Here is a 17,918-nt window from a genome sequence, read left to right as displayed (position 1 = left end):
GATACCCAGTTTCCGGCATCTCATCGCGGCCGCAAAGTCAGGTATCTGTTTCCCGCCAGACGGTCACGGAGCGGCCTGGGGATTTCTCGTCAAGGGGTGTTCCTGAAAGCGCAGAAACCCATTGGCCCGCAGTCGCCGGAAGAGCTGGATCAACCGCACTGAAGCCTCGGTTGAAGAGGGTTGCTATTCGGTTGCCGGGTGCTCCTAGAACCATCACGAAGGCTGTGCGGTTTGCGTCTTCCCAATCTTCCGGCGTCATCGGTTTGCCGTCGGAGGTGAGCCAGGCAACCTGATCGGGAGTGTCCGAACCGTCTGCGCTACTGAGAAACTCCAGACGTCCAAGCAGCTCCGAGTTGGCCCTGAGCTTCGACCAGGCGCGGGTAAAGGCGAGCCGCTCATGGTTCAGTTGCGACCAGTCGCGCCACGTTATGGCATTGTCCTGTGCATAGGCGTTGTTGTTGCCCCCCTGGCTGTGGCCGAACTCATCACCAGCCGTCAGCATGATCGTGCCGCGGGTGGAGAACAGGGTGGCGAGCAGCGCCCGTGCATCTGCTTCGCGCGCGGCGGCTACAGCCGGGTCTTCGCTCGGGCCCTCTATACCATTGTTCCATGAGTGATTGGCGTTATGGCCATCGCGGTTGTTTTCGCCATTGGCCTCATTGTGTTTGGTTTCAAACATCACCAGATCGCCAAGCGGAAAGCCGTCATGGGCGGCAACGAAATTGATGCTGCGGGTCTTGCGCGCACCATTGCGCGCGAAAATATCCGATGAGCCTGAAAGCCGCGTTGCCAATGCCCCGGTCATCCCCGGATCGCCGCGCCAGAAGCGCCGAATGTCGTCTCGCGCGCTGTCGTTCCATTCAAGCCAGGGAGGGCCGAAATTGCCGAGCTGGTAGCCGCCGGGCCCGATGTCCCAGGGTTCGGCGATCATCACCCGGTCATGCAGGACCGGATCATCCACAATGGCTTGCAGAAGCTGGGCGTCCGCTGAAAAGCCGTCCTGCGAGCGGCCCATGACCGGAGCCAGATCGAAGCGGAAGCCATCAATCCCGGCCTGGGTTACGAAATGGCGAAGTGCGCTGAGAACCAGCGTCTGAACTTCCGGCCGGTCACAGGCCAGCGTGTTGCCGCAACCGGTGTCGTTGACCGGGCTTCCGGGATCATCCCGCTCATGCCGATAGTAAGTGGCGTTGCCGAGCCCTCGCAATGAAAGGGTCGGCCCGTGATTGTCGCTTTCGCCGGTGTGGTTGTAGACAACGTCAAGAATGACGCCGATCCCTGCTTGATGAAGCGCCTCGACGGCGAAACGAAGATCGGCAATTCCGCCCGGTACAAGGCGTGGGTCGAGTGCCAGCATGGTGACGGGATTGTAGCCCCAGGCATTGCTGAGGCCGAGCGGCGGCAGATGCCGTTCATCGATCCAGGCAGCGATCGGTAGCAACTCCACGGTGCTTACATTGAGCGAAACCAGATGGTCGATGATCGCAGGATGCGCCAGAGCCCTGAGCGTGCCGCGATCGCCTTCAGGAACATCCGGGTGCAGCATGGTGAAGGCGCGAACGGGAAGCTCGTAAACCAGACCCCCGGGTACAAAGACCGGTTTGCCGGGGTTGAGGGATGGGAGCGGCGGCTCAAGCACGGCCTTGGGGACCAGGCTTGCGGTGTCCTCCCCAAAAAGGCCGAGGCGCGGGTCGTAGGAAAAAGGCCGGTCGAGCCTTGTGGCGTAAGGGTCAACCAACAGCTTTGACGGGTCGAACCGATCCCCCCTTGCTGGCGCCCAGGGGCCGTGCGCGCGCAAACCGTAGCGCTGGCCAGCGCTCACCCCTTCAACCAAACCGGTGAACAGGCCATCGCCGCTTGCGTCAAGGCTGTGCCGGGCGACTTCGGTGTCGATCTGATCAAACAGGCATACCGAAACCGCCTCGGCACCGGGTGCCTGAACCACGAACCGTGCGCCGGAGGCCGTGAGTGCGGCTCCGGCCCTGAAGGCTGCAGCAGCGTCGTTGATCAACCTCATCAGGTGATGACAGTGGGGGCGTCGCGCCCGGTGCGCTCGCGGATTCCGGCGAGGGTTTCCGCAGCTTCGATCACCGGTGCCAGCGCGGCCTGAGCTTCCTGCTGATGCAGGGCTGGATCAGGCTCATGGCGCTCCATATAGACCCTAAGCGTCGCGCCAGAGGTGCCGGTGCCCGAGAGCCGGAACACCAGGCGTGCGCCACCTTCAAACAAGATGCGAAGCCCCTGATTGCGGCTGATCGAGCCGTCGACCGGATCATGATAGGTGAAACTGTCCGCGCGCTCGACGGTGAGCGATCCGACTGACTGGCCCGGCAATTCGGGGAGCCTGTCTTCCAGCGCCTTCATCAAATGGTTGGCCTTCTCGCTCTCAATGGCCTCGTAGTCGTGGCGTGAATAGAAGGTCCGTCCGTAGGTGGCCCAGTGATCGTTGACGATGTCGCTTACACTTTGACGGCGCACAGCAAGGATGTTGAGCCACAGCAAGATCGCCCACAGGCCATCCTTCTCGCGAACATGATCGGAACCGGTGCCTGCGCTTTCCTCGCCGCAGATCGTGCAGCGGCCCGCGTCGAGCAGGTTGCCGAAGAACTTCCAGCCGGTCGGTGTTTCGTGCATCTCGACGCCGAGCTTTTCAGCGACCCGGTCGGCAGCACCGCTCGTCGGCATCGAGCGGGCAATCCCTTTGAGGCCGGCCTTGTAGCCCGGGGCCAGATGCGCATTGGCGGCTAGCATCGCCAGCGAATCCGACGGGTTGACGAAAACACCCTTGCCGATGATCAGATTTCGGTCGCCATCGCCATCGGAAGCAGCGCCGAAATCCGGCGCATCGGCACTCATCATCGTGTCGTAAAGCGCCTTTGCATGGACCAGGTTTGGGTCAGGATGGTGCCCACCAAAATCCTCAAGCGGGACGGCATTGAGCACCAGGGCCGGGTCGGCGCCCAGGCGCCGGACCAAAATCTCCTTGGCGTAAGGGCCGGTCACCGCATGCATGGCATCAAACGTTGCCCTGAAACCGCCGGCAATCATTGCGCGGATTGCGTCGAAGTCGAACAGCGTTTCCATCAGTTCCGCGTAATCGGTGACCGGGTTGATCACTTCGATGATCATTCCGCCCGCTTCAAAGGTTCCGATCCGATCGAGATCGACGTCGTCGAAATCTTCGATCAGGTAGCGGTCGATCACCTTGCTGCGGGAATAGATCGCATCGGTGAGCTTCTCTGGCGCTGGGCCACCATTGGCGACATTGTATTTGAGGCCGAAGTCTTCGTTCGGACCACCGGGATTGTGGCTTGCCGACAGGATCAGGCCGCCGAATGCTTCATTTTTGCGGATCAGATGCGAGGCGGCCGGTGTCGAGAGAATTCCGCCCTGGCCAACCAGCACCCGGCCAAACCCATTTGCCGCCGCCATGCGTATGGCTGTCTGGATGACCTCCCGGTTGTAATAGCGGCCATCGCCGCCAATCACCAATGTGGTCCCGGCATACCCTTCCAGGCTGTCAAAGATGGATTGGATAAAAGCCTCGGTGTAGCCCGGCGTCTGAAACACCGGAACCTTCTTGCGCAGTCCTGAAGTGCCTGGTTTCTGGTCGGCAAAAGGGGTGATTTTTATGGTCTTGGTCATCAAATATTACTCTGTTCAATCGCTGGAAACGGAAGCAATGATGTCACGGTACATCGTCGCGTAGCGTGCTGCACTTCGCTCCCAGGAGACATCTGAATCCATCCCCTGATTTTGCAACCTAGCCCAGACCTTGGGCTCGGCAAAGGCTCTGGTCGCGCGGCGCAGTGTCTCGCGCAGGGCATCGGGCGTGACTGGAGAAAACTGAAAGCCTGTGGCGACACGGGCGGCGCTTGCAGCCTCATTGGCGTCGATTATGGTGTCGGCCAGGCCGCCGGTGCGAGCGACCACCGGAACATTTCCATAGCGCAGCCCGTAGAGCTGGGTCAGTCCGCAAGGTTCGAACCGTGACGGGACCAGGAGCGCGTCGCCACCTGCCTGCATGAGATGGGATAAGGCTTCATCATAGTCGATGATGACGCCGATATGGCCCGGGTGACGGGCAGCTGCGGCCAGGAGCGCGTCCTCAAGTTCGGGATCGCCTGACCCCAGAACCGCAAGCTGACCGCCCATGGTGACGATGTCATCGGCAACCTCGGCCAGAACATCCATCCCTTTCTGCCAGGTCAACCGGCTGACCACGGTGAAGAGGAGCCCATCTTGCTCGGTCAAGCCGAACCGATCGGCAAGTGCTTTGCGGTTTGGCTGACGTTTTTTGAGTTTTCCTTCGGAGTATTTGGCTTCAATCAGCGGGTCGCTCGCCGGATCCCAGACCGTGGTGTCGATTCCATTGACAATACCGTACAGGTCCGCCGCGCGCGCGTTGACCAAGCCTTCAAGGCCCATGCCGAATTCCGGGGTGCGGATTTCCTGGGCGTATGTCGGGCTTACCGTTGTGATCACGGACGCCAGCTGCAGGCCGCCCTTCAGGTAGCTCACGTCGCCATAATACTCGATGCCGTCGACCGAGAAGACCGAAGGCGGCAGACCAAGCTCGGCAAAGATCGCGGCCTTGAACTGGCCCTGAAACGCAATGTTGTGAACCGTCATGACGCTGGGTGTGGCTGCCGCCGGGCCATGTTGGAGATAGGCCGGAACCAGACCCGCCTGCCAGTCATGGGCGTGAACGACGTCCGGAATCCATCCATCCAGTCCTTCTTCGGCGATGCTGGCGGCCGCGCGGCACAGCGCTGCGAAGCGCCGCCAGTTGTCCGGGAAATCGGTGCCTGATGCATCCGTGTAGGGACCGCCATCGCGGTCAAAAAGATCCGGAGCGTCCAGTACGAGATACTGAACCCCGCCCATCCGGTAGGCCATGATCACTGCCTTGACGCCGAAGAGATCATCGAACTCCATCATCCGAACCGGATTGACGAGCTTGGCCATGACAGGCTTGTAGCCGGGGAGAAGCACCTGCATGTCTACGCCGTGCGCCGCCAATGCGGCGGGCAGGGCGCCGGCGACATCCGCAAGCCCGCCGGTCTTGATCAGCGGATAGACTTCTGACGCAACAGAGAGAACCTTCATTCGTAAATCAGCCCCTCACGGTCGAGCATTTCCTGGGTTATGAGACAGATCCCTGACTCGGTTCGACGAAAACGGCTGGCATCGAGTTCCGGATCCTGGCCGACAACCAGTCCGGCCGGAATCTTGACGCCCCTGTCGAGCACGACGCGGGAGAGATTGGCGTGACGCCCGATGACACATTCGGGCAATACCACCGCTTCGTTGAGTTTTGAATAAGAGCGGCACAGCACACCGGAGAAAAGCAGCGAGCGATGCAATTCTGATCCGGAAATGATGCAATCGCCCGACACCAGTGAGGAAAGCGCCGTGCCGCGACGGCCATCTTCATTGTGCACAAATTTGGCCGGCGGGCGGATCTCCGCATAGGTCCAGATCGGCCAGGACCGGTCATAAAGGTCGAGATCGGGCAGTATTTCGGTCAGATCGATGTTGGCTTGCCAATAGGCGTCCATGGTTCCGACATCCCGCCAGTAGGCTTCATGCTCCGGTGTTTCCCGAACGCAGGAATCGGCGAACCGATGTGCCACCGCTTTACCGTGCTGGACGATGTAGGGGATGATGTCCTTGCCGAAATCACGGCTTGAGCCAGGGGTTTGAGCATCCCGCCGCAACTCCTCCATCAGGAAACCGGTGTTGAAGACATAGATTCCCATCGACGCCAGAGCCATGTCGGGATTGCTTGGGATGCCGGGCGGGTCGACGGGTTTTTCGACGAAGTCTATGATCTGGTCGGTTTCATCGACATGCATGACGCCGAAGCCTGTTGCTTCCATGCGTGGCACCTCGAGACAGCCGACAGTAACGTCGGCGCCGGAATCGACGTGCTGTTGCAGCATCAATTCGTAGTCCATCTTGTAAATATGATCACCGGCCAAGATCACCATGTATTTGGGCTCGTAGCCTTCGATAATGTCGATGTTCTGGAACACGGCATCTGCAGTGCCGTCGTACCATTGGGTCTCTGACACGCGCTGGCTGGCCGGCAGGATGTCGAAACTTTCATTTCGCTCGGGGCGTAGGAAGTTCCAACCACGTTGCAGGTGCCGGATCAGTGAATGTGCCTTGTACTGGGTCGCGACGCCGATGCGGCGAATCCCGGAGTTGAGGGCATTGGAGAGGGCAAAATCAATAATCCTGGTCTTGCCGCCAAAATAAACGGCTGGCTTGGCGCGCCGGTCGGTGAGCTCTTTCAACCGGCTGCCGCGGCCGCCGGCCAACACATAGGCCATGGCGTCTCGTGCCAGTGGCTGTGCCCTTTTCTGCTCCATTTCATCCTCCCCAGACTCAGTTTCGCGCCCGGTTCATCCTGGCGTCAGCATAATTGTCGCCAATGGCGGCAATGTCAGATCGGCGATGATGTGTCCGTCCTCGAGACGTGTCATCACTTCGCCCATGTTCCCCTGTCCAGAGCCACCATAGATGGTGGCGTCGGAATTGAAGACTTCAAGCCAGTTTCCTGCTTCAGGCAAATCAAGCTGATAGCCGGTTCGCACTTTTGGCGTGAAGTTTGTCACGATAACGACTGACTTTTCGCCAGGAGCCCGCCTGATCCAGGCAAAAACCGAGTTGGTGCTGTCATCGGCAATGAGCCACTCAAAGCCTTCGGGTTCGCAATCGCGTGCATGCAGGGCCGGCAGTCTCGCATAGAGCCGGTTAAGGTCACGGACCAGATCCTGCATGCCATGGTGGCGGGGATCATCGAGATGATCCCAATCGAGCTGGCGGGCTTCGCTCCATTCACCGCGTTGGGCGAATTCCTGGCCCATGAACAAGAGTTTCTTGCCCGGATAGCCCCACATGAAACCGAAATAGGCGCGCAGATTGGCAAATTTCTGCCATTCGTCGCCCGGCATCTTGGCCAACAGCGAGCCTTTGCCATGCACCACCTCGTCATGGGAAATCGGCAGTACGAAATTTTCAGAGAATGCGTAGAGCAGTCCGAAGGTGATCTCGTCGTGGTGGTGCTTCCGGTGAACCGGATCGCGGCTGATATAGGACAGGGTGTCATGCATGAATCCCATGTTCCATTTGAAACCGAAACCCAGCCCGCCCTCATGCACTGGGGCGGAAACCTTGGGCCAGGACGTCGATTCTTCCGCAATGGTGACTATGCCGGGATGGCTTGCGTAGACTGCCTTGTTCATGGCGCGCAGGAAATCGACTGCTTCTAGATTTTCGCGGCCGCCATCCTTGTTGGGCACCCATTCCCCGTCCTTGCGCGAGTAGTCTAGGTAAAGCATGGAAGCCACAGCATCCACACGCAGGCCGTCAACATGATAGGCCTCCGCCCAGAACAGGGCGTTGTTGACGAGATAGGAGGACACTTCCTTACGACCGAAATTGTAGATGGCCGTGTTCCAGTCGGGATGAAAGCCCTGACGAGGGTCTGCATGTTCGTAGAGCGCGGTGCCGTCAAAATGCGCCAGGCCATGCTCGTCGGTGGGAAAGTGGGCAGGGACCCAGTCGACAATGATGCCGATGCCGACCTGATGCGCGCCATCGACGAACCGGGCAAACCCCTCAGGTTCGCCGAACCGCGCCGAGGGCGCATACAGCCCCGTTGTCTGATAGCCCCAAGATGGATCGTAGGGGTGTTCGGAGACCGGCAGAAACTCGATATGCGTGAATCTCATCTCGGTGCAGTAGGGGATCAGTTCATCGGCGAGCTGATCCCAACTGAGAAAGGCGCCATCGGCATGGCGGCGCCACGACCCCGGATGCACCTCGTAGATTGACATCGGCTGACGCCGGGCATCCACGTTTGCCCAATGATTACGGTGTGCCTGATCGCCCCATTCATGTGCAATTTCGGTGGTCACGATCGAGGCGGTGGCCGGCCTGAATTCGGCTTGTCTGGCGAAGGGGTCCGCCTTGAGTGGCAGCTTTTCTCCCTGGGCCCCGATGATTTCGAATTTGTAAGCGGTTCCCGCGATCACTCCGGGCGCGAAGATCTCCCAGACGCCGACATCGCTCCGGCGGCGCATGACATGACGGCGTCCGTCCCAGGCATTGAAATCACCCACCACCGACACGCGCCGGGCGTTGGGCGCCCAGACTGCGAAATGCACCCCCTTAGCACCTTCATGCTCAATCGGGTGGGCGCCAAGGCGGTCGAACAGTCGCAGATGCGAGCCTTCGGCAAACAGGTGGTCGTCCACCGGTCCGAGCACGGGGCCGAAACTGTAGGGGTCATCGACCGTCCATATGTCAGTCGAGTCACCAGTGGTTCTTGATGCCTTATAGCGCAGCGGTTGCCGCGTCTTGATATCAACCTTGCCTTCGAAAACGCCTGAGACGGCGCCAGCGTCGAGCTTGCCTGCCGGGGAGCCGTCCAGGATTGTCGCGAAGACGGCATCAGCCCCCGGGATGAAAACACGGGCAAGAAAGCCATCTTCAAATTGGTGAATGCCAAGAACAGAAAAAGGGTCCGCATGCGCTCCCGAAGCGATTGCTTCTGCTGTATCCGCCGGCAGGGCAATGCCTGTTTTGTCGGCGTTACGCGCGGTTCCCTTTTCGATCATGGGCCGGCTTTCCAGATTTCCTTTGCATACTGCCGAATGGTGCGGTCCGAAGAAAACCATCCCATGCGCGATGTATTGAGGATAGTACGGCTATACCATGCCTCTTCGTCAACCCACAAAGCGTCGACCCGGCGCTGAGCGTCGGCATAGGCCTCGAAATCGGCGGCGACCATGAACCAGTCATGGTCATAAAGCCCTGCTACCAGCCCTGCGTAACGATCGCGGTCATCGGGGCTGAAAACACCCGAGGCGATGGCCGTGAGGGCCTGCGACAGTTCCCGTGAGGCCTCGATGATGGGACGAGGTTCGTGACCATTTTCGCGGCGCTCGGCAACTTCCTCGGCTGTCATGCCGAAAATGATGATGTTGTCCTTGCCGACATGTTCCTGGATTTCGACATTGGCGCCGTCGAGGGTTCCGATGGTCAGCGCGCCATTCAAGGCAAACTTCATATTGCCGGTGCCCGATGCCTCCATACCGGCGGTGGAAATCTGCTCCGACAGATCGGCTGCCGGCACCATGATCTCGGCAAGGGAGACATTGTAGTTTGGCAGGAACGCTATTTTCAGAAGACCGCGCACGGCCGGATCATTGTTGATCACCCGGGCGACATCATTGGCCAGTTTGATGATGTATTTTGCGTTGTGATAGCTTGGTGCAGCCTTTCCAGCCAGGAACTTGACGCGCGGCACCCAGTCGCGCTCCGGGTGGGAGCGGATCTGGTCGTAGAGCGCAATGGCTTCAATGATATTGAGCAATTGCCGCTTGTATTCATGGATGCGCTTGATCTGGATGTCGAACATTGCCGAAGGATCGAGCTTGATGCCCATGCGGCGGGCGACGAGATTGGCGAGCCTGACCTTGTTGTCGCGCTTTACTGCGGCGAAGCGGGCGCAGAACTCGCTGTCACCGGCAAAGGCGTCGAGGGCTGAGAGCGCCTCGGTGTTGTCCATGAATTCGTCGCCAATGGCGTCGCGGATCAGGCTGAACAGGCCTGGGTTGCACTGCATCAGCCATCGCCGCGGGGTGATGCCGTTGGTCTTGTTGTTGATGCGGTCGGGGTAAAGGCCATGAAGATCCGAGAACACGGTCTGCTTCATCAGATCGGTGTGCAGAGCCGACACGCCGTTTATCGAATGGGAGCCGACAAAGGCCAGGTTGCCCATCCGGACGCGCCGGTCGCCGCCCTCGTCGATCAGTGAGACTGATCGGATCTGGTCTTCATCAAAGCCGCGCTCCAGCCGGGCGTTGCGAAGAATCTTCGCGTTGATGGCGTAGACCAGTTGCATGTGACGCGGCAGAAGCCGTTCGAACAGTGGCACCGGCCAGCTCTCCAGTGCCTCGGGCAGCAGCGTGTGGTTGGTGTAGCTGAACGTCTTCCTGGTTATCTCCCAGGCGGCATCGAACCCGAAGCGGTGGATGTCGATCAACAGCCGCATCAGTTCGGCAACGGAGATGGCCGGGTGTGTGTCGTTGAGCTGAATGGCGACCTTGTCGGGCAGTGAGCGCAGGTCCCCATATTCCTGAAGATGCCGGCGCAGAATGTCCTGTAGCGAGGCGGAGGAGAAGAAATACTCCTGCCGAAGCCTGAGTTCCTGTCCCGCGGGCGTCTGGTCGGCCGGATACAGAACCCGGGCCAGAGCTTCAGCCTTGTTGCTTTCGCGCAATGCACCGATGTGGTCTCCGGCATTGAACGCATCGAGCAGGATCGGATCGATCGGCTGTGCGGTCCAGAGCCTCAATGTGTTGACGCGCTTGGCCCGCCAGCCGACCACAGGCGTGTCATAAGCCACGGCAACCATTCGCTCCTGGGGTTTCCAGACACAGCGCTGGGTCTCCGCGGGGTTGGCGCCGATGCCGTCAACCGAACCGCCAAAGCCGATCTCATAGGCGCTTTCCCGGCGCTGAAATTCCCAGGCATTGCCGTTGGCGAGCCAGGTCTCGGGCAGTTCAACCTGCCATCCGTCGCTCATCTGTTGGCGGAACAGTCCGTGGACATAGCGGATGCCGTAGCCAAAGGCGGGTACGTCGACAGTGGCCATCGATTCCATGAAGCAGGCCGCCAGGCGACCAAGCCCGCCATTGCCCAACGCCGCATCCGGCTCAAGCGATGTGACGGCATCGAAATCCACACCCAGGGAACCGAGTGCTGCGCGCACCTCATCAAGCATTCCTAGATTGGACACGGCATCGCGCGTCAACCGTCCGATCAGGAACTCGAGAGAGAGGTAGTAGACCCGCTTGCCGCCCGTATCGTAGGTTTGACGGGTGGATTCCATCCAGCGGTCGATGACCCGGTCGCGAATGACAAGAATTGTTGCCGTGAGCCAGTCATGTGGCTTGGCAACCTTTGCGTCCTTGCCGATCGAATAGGTCAGCCGTTCGATGATTTCGGCGGCCAACGCATCGGGATCGGCGCTGCGCGGGGCAGGTGAGGGCAGGTCGGCTAGGGCAGACTTGGAAATCATGGTCGGTTCCCGGTGAGTAGGAAATGGAGCAAGATGGCGCGAGTTTACTCAGCAGAGTCTTGATTAGATCCTACAGCAATGGCGGATTTTGGAGCCAATATCCAGCAATTAAATCCATTAGATTGACCTAATTGCCGTGCATCATCCAAGGCTGTGCTGTCTCGATGACTGTGTTTGTAAGCCGGAACCGGATTGCAGCGCTTGTTCAACGCTGTCAATCGGCAATCACTGCAGAACCAGATCCCCTGACGCAATCCGGCGTCCGATATGCGTATCAACGGCCTCCCTGTCGGGGCAGAAATACAACTGCCCGCCGCACCGCTCCCTGAGGGCGGAGAGGTCGGCGAACATTGGTGATTTGTCCAGTCCAGCTGCGTCCAACAAGGAAACGCCAAGGAAGCCGATATCAAGTTCGGCGGTATCAAACGGCTTCATGTCGAGGTCCACGCCGAATCCATGGACCGTGAAATAGGTCTCGTAGGCGCGGGAGCGAAGATCGTTCATGGCAAATCCGGGATCGGCGTCCGACAAGATTTGTTTGGTTGCGAAGGACTGGTGATCCCCGAATTCGAGAACAATGGAAGGGTGGGTGGCCTTTTCTGCCTTAGATTGAGCCAGGAACCAGCCGAAATCCGCCTGAGACTGTACAACCCGCTGGACATATTCATCCAGTTCGGGATCTCCGGAGTTGATCCCCTCTCCGCTGAGCGGGGTGGCCATGTTGTCGGAATAGGGCGAATGGGCGAACATGGTCTGCACCTGCAAGAAGAGCGGCCGGCCGTCATTTGCGCGGTGTTCTTCGATGAATGCCCGCGCCGCTTCAAAGTAGAACCGATCTTCGTGGGCATACTGGCTGGCGCCGATCTGGTCGTAGTCCAGGATATCTTCAAAGCCGATCGATTCCAGGAAAGGGCCCTCATTGACAAAGCTGTGCTGCATCGGCATCAGCGCCGCTGTTCTGTAGCCACAGCCTGCGAGTTCTGTCGCCAGCGAGCGATGAACCCTGTTTTCAAGTATGGTGGTCAGATAAGGGGCCTGCCAGCCGAACTCGAGACTCGACAGACCGGTCATCAGCGAGAAATTCGAGATCCAGGTGCCGCCTCCAAAGGTTTCGACCCTGAGACCCCTGCGTTTTCCGTCGCCGGAGCGCTGGCTGGATGGAAAGCGTTGGCTGATCCCATGGCGGTCGATACTGCCCAGTTCGATCTGGCTTTCGCTGAGCACGATGAAAATATCGGGTTTTGATATGTCCGAACTGCAAGCGTCGGCCGCGGGGAACGGCTCTTCAGGTGGTCTGTTCGCAAACCGGGATGCAGCATCTTCACCGAGTGCAGCATCCTTCAGGTCGAGCAGCGAGACGAAGAAAGATGAAGCGTTGAAACCGCTCAAATAGTGGAAATAGCGCGGTTCTTCCGCCTGAAGCGGATAGGTTGCGGGAATCAGGCTCAGGACCGCCGCGGCAAGGCCCAGCCGCCATTTCACCGCAAGCCCGGTTTTTTTATCTTTCGAGAACATGAAGCCGAGACACAGCAGGCTGCAAAGCAAAGCCAAAGCAACCGGAACAATCAACACTGTGAATTCCGATAGCAGGAAGCTGAAAGCGCTGGCGTCGGTTCCGGTAAAGACAACATCGTAGATATGCAGGTCAAAGCCCTTGTTGCGGTATTTGACAACGGATGCTGCCGTCAACAGCACGCTCACTCCCAACGCCGTGTAGATCGAAAAGTAGAGCCGGCGACAGAACAGGAAAAGAAGTGCTGAGAGTCCCAGTGTCGACATCAGAACAAACGGCATGTGTGCGATGGCCCGCTCGGCCATATACAAAAACAACGCGCAGAGCACGGCAGCCATGACAGCGGCAGCCGGTGTAAACAATATCCTGAGCATGGTTTTGATTGTCGCCACGGTTGGTGGTCCTTCAGCATGCGCCATTCCCGAGGGACCCCTCTGAATGGAAAAGTCTGGGCTTTGTTTCAAATCAGGACAGCGCCTTTTTTCCGTCCAACTGGGCGTGCGACACAGAAGCATTGCCTATGGTTGGAAACAACGTCTATGCTTGGTTAACCCTAACGACGTTTCTAACAATCGCGCTTCCGCAATGGCCGATGCTGCCCATGCGGATATCTTCTATTGCTGTCGTGGTTGGGTAATCACACAGAGTGAGCGTTTGACACGCTCTGCCCAAGGGGCTGCCGCGAAGCAGCTCTATCAAAGGGGCTTAGATGCACCGGAACTCATCTTGTGGGCCAGATGGTGGGCGTGACAGGGATTGAACCTGTGACCCCTACAATGTCAATGTAGTGCTCTCCCGCTGAGCTACACGCCCATCTGATGCGGCGCATACACCACAAAAAGCCATGTGACGTCAACATGAAAAGAAATCGATTTTCAGCTTAGCCCGGCTTTGCCGGTTTGCGCGGCCGTTGATGTGGCAAAGTGGTCCAGTCAGGCGCCCCGCCGGGGCGACTGGGAGGTTCAATGCGCCGTCGATTCCATTCAAGTCTGCCGTCAGGCGGCAACGATCATCTTGTTGACCTCGTCCACCAGATCGCGCAGGTGGAAAGGCTTGGAGAGCACCTTGGCATCGCGAGGCGCCTTCGAATCCGGATTGAGCGCAACTGCGGCAAATCCGGTGATGAACATCACCTTGAGATCAGGGTCGAGTTCTGTTGCCCGGCGCGCGAGTTCGATCCCGTCCATTTCCGGCATGACGATATCCGTCAGCAGAAGGTTGAACGGCTCTTCGCGCAGACGGTCATAGGCGCTGGCGCCGTTGTCGAAAGACCGGACTTCGTAGCCGGCCTTCTCGAGCGCCTTGACCAGAAACCGGCGCATATCATTGTCGTCTTCTGCGAGAAGAATTTTTGGAGTCATTGTGTTTCCAAACCTGTCATCATGCTCATGGAGCTTTGTCTGCGACGATCATGCGGCATGCCAGTAAACATCCGGTGAATGATGGCGCTTTTGCGGTGAGATGGGAGCTGGACTGGACAGGCTCCAGCCCAACTGGCAAGGTGAATCAGGGAATTGCCGGGACAAAGGGTGTGACATGGGCGATGCCGAAAGGCCACTTGCGGGGAGCAAAACAGAGGCTTCGCACGCAATCGCACCGTTCGAGCTTCACCGCCCGGCACAGCAAACACAGCCATTTGTATTCAATTCACCACATTCGGGACGGATTTATCCCGAAGCCTTTCTGGGCATGTCGAGGCTTGACCGCCGGTCAATACGGCGTTCAGAAGATCATTATGTTGATGAGCTTTTTTCAAGTGTCGTGCAATTGGGAGCACCGCTGCTCGCAGCGTTGTTTCCGCGCGCCTGGCTTGATGTCAACCGGGAACCGTATGAACTCGACCCGCACATGTTCGATGGTGCCCTGCCGCCTTTCGCGAATATCGGTTCAATGCGTGTGGCTGGTGGGCTCGGGACGATTCCACGTCTTGTTGCCGAGAACATGGACATTTACCGCGGAAAACTGAGTGTCGAGGAGGGGCTGTCGCGCATTGAACAGGTGTATCGACCGTATCATGCCTGCCTGCGCAAGACCATTGCCCAAACCCATGTGCAATTTGGCAAGGCGATCCTGATCGACTGCCATTCCATGCCGGCCAATGTGCGTGTGGCCGGAGGCAATCGCAGGCCCGACTTTATCATCGGTGACCGCTATGGCGCGAGTGCTGCGCATGATTTGTCGCGCGCCGCCGTCTCGTTTCTCTCCGGACTTGGCTATCACGTGGTTCGCAACAAGCCTTATGCGGGTGGCTTCATCACTGAGCATTACGGCCGCCCGGGCCGTGGCCTTCATGCATTGCAGATCGAGATCAACCGCGGTCTTTATGTGAATGAGGAAACATTGGAGAAAACGTCCGGGTTTGACCTTTTGCGTGCGGATTTGAGCGACTTTGCGGCCCGGATGATGGCCCATGTGCGCGATGAAGCCGCCGATCAGCGGCTTGCTGCCGAATAGGGTTTGTCTGCCATCACCTGAAGGCCGGTCGCAGCCGCCCGGCAAAGCCCACGGCCTCAAGATCATTCAAAAAAAACCGCGCTCGAAGCGCGGCAGAGTCTAGGGAGGAAACGCCCAAGGAGGGCATTTACAGTCAAAGACTGTAAACAGAATCTAATGTTGCAGCGCACAAATGTCAAGCTTGAGCTGGTCGATTCGGTTCGCGGTTGCGAAGAGATGAGTCGCGCTGGACATAGCCCCTTGCTTTTTTGTCCACAGCGGGCGAGGAGGAGAAGCTGCCGGCACCCTGCTGCAATCGACCCTCCACATATCCTCACGGAGTTCCCGATGCTTCCCGATTTCGCCTTTTTTGAAGCCATCGCCGAGGCCGCGGCGGCTGAAACCCTGCCCCGATTTCGGATGTCGGTCGCTGTGGACAACAAGGAAGCCGCCGGCTTTGACCCGGTTACGGAGGCAGACCGCGAGGCCGAGCGTGCGATCAGAACGCTGATTTCAGACCGGTTTCCAGATCACGGCATTCTTGGCGAAGAGCATGGTGATGTCGGTCTTGATCGAGAGTATGTCTGGGTTATCGACCCGATTGATGGCACACGCGCCTTCATTTCCGGATTGCCGGTCTGGGGGACGCTGGTCGGCCTTTACCACAAGGGCAAGGCGGTGATGGGCATGATGGATCAGCCCTTCACCGGCGAACGTTTCATTGCGGAGCCAGGGAATGCGGTGGTTCAGCGCAATGGCAAGGTGGATCTGATCCGCAGCCGTTCAGGCGTCGACCTCGATCAGGCGATCCTGATGACGACGTCTCCGTTCATCTTCCCCGATGATCTCAAACCAGCCTATCAGCGTATTGAGCAGTCGGTCCGGCTCGCCCGCTATGGCTGCGATTGCTATGCCTATGCGATGGTTGCTGCCGGTCACATCGATCTGGTGGTGGAAAGCGATCTCAAGCCCTACGACGTCGGCGGGCTTATTCCACTGATTGAGGAGGCCGGTGGCAAAATGACCACCTGGGATGGCGGCGCACCAGAAAACGGCGGCAATATCGTTGCCGCCGGATCGCCAGAATTGCATGCCCAAGCGCTCGAAATGCTCAATCGTCCGGATTGAAGGGCGGGTTTACGAATCGCCACCCTGGTCGGGTGGAATAAAGGCATCGATCGCGGCCAGCGCTGCAAACCGGTAGCGGTCGGCTTCCTGCAGAAGTTCATGACGGGCACCATCAATGATGACCGACCGTCCAGCCCTAAAACGGTTGCCGAGTTCCTCAATCGCGTGGGCGGCGACGATTTGGTCATTGCCGGCTCCTATCAGCAGCGTCGGCACCTTGATCTTGTGAAGGTGCTCGACACGTGTGACGCGGCTCATGGCCACGAGCATCTCGCTGACCCAGGAAGCGCTGGGCGGGCCGAGCCGCAATTCCGGGTGTTGCATATACAGCGCGATGTTTCTGTCGAACCGTGCCCGGTCACTGGTCAGCACATTGTTCTCGAAGGCGCGCGGGAACCTGTCCTTGCCTGTTGCCAACCAGCCGAGCCCGAGCATTCTGAACATGCGGGTCAACGTCCGGATAAGACCGGTGGGCAATTTCTGGTTTGACAGCTCAATGAAGGGAGCCAACAGAACCATGCGGTCAATTCGGTTGCCTAGCCGGGGCGCCATCGACAGGGCGACCAGTGCCCCCATCGAGTGGGCCACCATACAAAAGGGCAAGCGGGTTTCAGGCAGCACGATCGTTTCAAGAAAGATCGAAAGATCTGCCTGCAGATCCTTGAACCGGCGAACATGACCGCGTTGCGGGTTCTTTGTCAGCCGCTCGGAAAGGCCCTGGCCCCGCCAGTCGAATGTTGCAACCCAGAGGCCACGACGGGTGAAATGCCCAATGGTTTCGTAGTATTTCTCGATGCATTCATTGCGGCCTTGCAACAGAACCACGGTGCCGCGCGCCGTCGTCGTCTCCGATTTGAAGATTGCATAGCGCAGCCGTTTTCCGCCGGCGCTGTCGAACCAGCCCGCGACATGGTTGCCGGGAACCGGGTTCCCTGGGGTTTCTATCAGAAGCGAAGCGTCCTGTTTCATGATCCACCGGATTAGGCGTTCACTGCACGCAGGTCAAAAGGAAAAGGCTTTCCTGATTCCGATCAAAGCCTGCCGACTGAGCGAAGAAATGGTTTGTGGGGCTCATCGCTGGGGAAAATGGGCATGGTCTTGAAGCACCGGATTTCAATTCCCACATTGTGTTTGCGGACGCCAAATACCGGGTCCGCTGGCCGGGATGCCGCCCATTGTGGGGCAAACCAGATGCCAAAACGCAAAACTGAATGTCGCTCTGAAGGAGGACCCTTATGCGTCACGTTGATTTTTCACCGCTGTATCGTTCCACTGTGGGATTTGACCGGCTTCTGACCATGCTTGATAGCCTGGCGCAGCCCGAACAGACTCAATCCTATCCGCCCTACAACATCGAACGCACGGGTGAGACCACCTACCGCATCACCATGGCTGTGGCCGGTTTCGAAGAGGCCGAAATCTCCATCGAGGCTCGTGAGCATGCGCTTACGGTCAAAGGTGAGAAGGCTGATGAGCAGGATGTCGACGGCGTCGAATTCCTGTATCGCGGGATTGCCAAGCGCGCCTTCGAACGCCGTTTCCAACTTGCTGAGCATGTTGAGGTGACCGGGGCATCTTTGCGAAGCGGACTTCTCCATATCGATCTCACACGCGAGATCCCTGAAGCGATGAAGCCGCGCCGTATCGCGATTTCCAGCGACGCCGGCACCGAGCCGAAGCAGATCGAAGCCAACAAGGCCTGATTCCGTCTCCCCCAGATGGAATGGGTTTCATGGCGCTCAGGAG

12 protein-coding genes and 1 tRNA gene are annotated in these 17,918 nt (G+C 58.6%); 3 read left to right on the top strand and 10 right to left on the bottom strand.

What is annotated here, in order from left to right:
• Window positions 1–37: 37 nt before the first annotated feature.
• The 9 genes from glgX to cpdR all read right to left on the bottom strand — a co-directional run bounded on the left by glgX (window position 38) and on the right by cpdR (window position 13,972).
• A complete protein-coding gene (gene glgX, locus HPDFL43_RS18370; RefSeq protein WP_007198907.1) occupies window positions 38–2,017 on the bottom strand; it encodes a glycogen debranching protein GlgX in 1,980 nt (659 codons plus the stop codon).
• Window positions 2,017–3,645: an alpha-D-glucose phosphate-specific phosphoglucomutase gene (locus HPDFL43_RS18365; protein ID WP_007198906.1), complete on the bottom strand. Its 1,629-nt coding sequence runs from the start codon at window positions 3,643–3,645 to the stop codon at window positions 2,017–2,019. Before HPDFL43_RS18365 ends, glgX begins: the two co-directional genes overlap by 1 nt.
• Window positions 3,646–3,660: 15 nt before the next feature.
• Complete coding sequence (gene glgA, locus HPDFL43_RS18360) at window positions 3,661–5,109, bottom strand: glycogen synthase GlgA (RefSeq protein ID WP_007198905.1); 1,449 nt, start codon at window positions 5,107–5,109, stop codon at window positions 3,661–3,663.
• A complete protein-coding gene (glgC, locus tag HPDFL43_RS18355) occupies window positions 5,106–6,377 on the bottom strand; it encodes a glucose-1-phosphate adenylyltransferase (protein ID WP_040449329.1) in 1,272 nt (423 codons plus the stop codon). Before glgC ends, glgA begins: the two co-directional genes overlap by 4 nt.
• Before the next feature lie 33 nt (window positions 6,378–6,410).
• Entirely contained in the window at window positions 6,411–8,630 is a 2,220-nt protein-coding gene (gene glgB / locus HPDFL43_RS18350) for a 1,4-alpha-glucan branching protein GlgB (RefSeq protein WP_007198903.1), read from the bottom strand.
• Window positions 8,627–11,098: a glycogen/starch/alpha-glucan phosphorylase gene (locus HPDFL43_RS18345; RefSeq protein WP_007198902.1), complete on the bottom strand. Its 2,472-nt coding sequence runs from the start codon at window positions 11,096–11,098 to the stop codon at window positions 8,627–8,629. Before HPDFL43_RS18345 ends, glgB begins: the two co-directional genes overlap by 4 nt.
• Window positions 11,099–11,323: 225 nt before the next feature.
• A complete protein-coding gene (locus HPDFL43_RS18340) occupies window positions 11,324–13,003 on the bottom strand; it encodes a sulfatase-like hydrolase/transferase (RefSeq protein WP_169743266.1) in 1,680 nt (559 codons plus the stop codon).
• 346 nt (window positions 13,004–13,349) lie between these two features.
• A tRNA-Val gene (locus HPDFL43_RS18335) sits at window positions 13,350–13,424 on the bottom strand.
• A gap of 182 nt (window positions 13,425–13,606) precedes the next feature.
• The gene (gene cpdR, locus HPDFL43_RS18330; RefSeq protein ID WP_007198900.1) at window positions 13,607–13,972 is read right to left on the bottom strand and encodes a cell cycle two-component system response regulator CpdR; all 366 of its coding nucleotides are present in this window, start codon (window positions 13,970–13,972) and stop codon (window positions 13,607–13,609) included.
• 175 nt (window positions 13,973–14,147) lie between these two features.
• Between cpdR and HPDFL43_RS18325 the strand changes: the two genes are divergently transcribed.
• A complete protein-coding gene (locus tag HPDFL43_RS18325) occupies window positions 14,148–15,065 on the top strand; it encodes an N-formylglutamate amidohydrolase (protein ID WP_007198899.1) in 918 nt (305 codons plus the stop codon).
• 327 nt (window positions 15,066–15,392) lie between these two features.
• Entirely contained in the window at window positions 15,393–16,172 is a 780-nt protein-coding gene (gene hisN, locus HPDFL43_RS18320) for a histidinol-phosphatase (protein ID WP_007198898.1), read from the top strand.
• A gap of 9 nt (window positions 16,173–16,181) precedes the next feature.
• On the opposite strand, the gene HPDFL43_RS18315 is transcribed toward hisN, so the two are convergent.
• On the bottom strand, window positions 16,182–17,141 hold the full coding sequence (locus HPDFL43_RS18315; RefSeq protein ID WP_007198897.1) for an alpha/beta fold hydrolase: 960 nt from the start codon (window positions 17,139–17,141) through the stop codon (window positions 16,182–16,184).
• Between the two features lie 266 nt (window positions 17,142–17,407).
• On the opposite strand from HPDFL43_RS18315, the gene HPDFL43_RS18310 reads away from it, so the two are divergent.
• On the top strand, window positions 17,408–17,875 hold the full coding sequence (locus HPDFL43_RS18310) for an Hsp20 family protein (RefSeq protein ID WP_007198896.1): 468 nt from the start codon (window positions 17,408–17,410) through the stop codon (window positions 17,873–17,875).
• Window positions 17,876–17,918 lie beyond the last annotated feature (43 nt).

It is taken from the genome of Hoeflea phototrophica DFL-43, from assembly GCF_000154705.2.
In the GTDB taxonomy this organism is placed as follows: domain Bacteria; phylum Pseudomonadota; class Alphaproteobacteria; order Rhizobiales; family Rhizobiaceae; genus Hoeflea; species Hoeflea phototrophica.
Note: the sequence above shows the minus strand (reverse complement) of the source record. Positions and strands in the feature narration are given on the sequence as shown.

Coding starts and splice junctions, on each gene's coding strand:
- glgX (WP_007198907.1), bottom strand. CDS start 2,017: ATGAGGTTGATCAACGACGCTGCTGCAGCCTTCAGGGCCGGAGCCGCA.
- HPDFL43_RS18365 (WP_007198906.1), bottom strand. CDS start 3,645: ATGACCAAGACCATAAAAATCACCCCTTTTGCCGACCAGAAACCAGGC.
- glgA (WP_007198905.1), bottom strand. CDS start 5,109: ATGAAGGTTCTCTCTGTTGCGTCAGAAGTCTATCCGCTGATCAAGACC.
- glgC (WP_040449329.1), bottom strand. CDS start 6,377: ATGGAGCAGAAAAGGGCACAGCCACTGGCACGAGACGCCATGGCCTAT.
- glgB (WP_007198903.1), bottom strand. CDS start 8,630: ATGATCGAAAAGGGAACCGCGCGTAACGCCGACAAAACAGGCATTGCC.
- HPDFL43_RS18345 (WP_007198902.1), bottom strand. CDS start 11,098: ATGATTTCCAAGTCTGCCCTAGCCGACCTGCCCTCACCTGCCCCGCGC.
- cpdR (WP_007198900.1), bottom strand. CDS start 13,972: ATGACTCCAAAAATTCTTCTCGCAGAAGACGACAATGATATGCGCCGG.
- HPDFL43_RS18325 (WP_007198899.1), top strand. CDS start 14,148: ATGGGCGATGCCGAAAGGCCACTTGCGGGGAGCAAAACAGAGGCTTCG.
- hisN (WP_007198898.1), top strand. CDS start 15,393: ATGCTTCCCGATTTCGCCTTTTTTGAAGCCATCGCCGAGGCCGCGGCG.
- HPDFL43_RS18315 (WP_007198897.1), bottom strand. CDS start 17,141: ATGAAACAGGACGCTTCGCTTCTGATAGAAACCCCAGGGAACCCGGTT.
- HPDFL43_RS18310 (WP_007198896.1), top strand. CDS start 17,408: ATGCGTCACGTTGATTTTTCACCGCTGTATCGTTCCACTGTGGGATTT.